At 54.7% G+C, this 234-nt stretch carries 1 protein-coding gene; it reads right to left on the bottom strand.

What is annotated here, in order from left to right; all coding sequences use genetic code 11:
- Positions 1-217 (bottom strand): hypothetical protein (locus R0J87_RS24910; RefSeq protein WP_498889708.1); only part of this gene is annotated, 217 nt, incomplete at its 3' end.
- Positions 218-234: the final 17 nt, after the last annotated feature.

The raw sequence follows: 234 nt of genomic DNA, 5'->3' as shown, positions 1-234 counted from the left end.
CAAGCTGTCCCTGCTTGACAAGTGCCAGCGGAAAATTCCCCGCTGCCTCATACAGATGCTTTGCAAAACGCGTATTGCCGGCTTGTTCGTGAAGTTCTGCTTCCAGGCAAAGAACCTGCGGATTTTCAAGCTTCCGCAGCCCTTTCAATCCGCCGATAACGCGGTGGCGCAAACTCGGTGCCGCCCCGAATTCGCTATAGCGTTCAGCGAGCATCACCAAGTCTTCCCTTTCAG

Source organism: Halomonas sp. SIMBA_159 (genome assembly GCF_046536035.1).
Lineage (GTDB): Bacteria > Pseudomonadota > Gammaproteobacteria > Pseudomonadales > Halomonadaceae > Vreelandella > Vreelandella venusta_A.
This window is presented reverse-complemented; position numbering and strand designations above follow the sequence as displayed.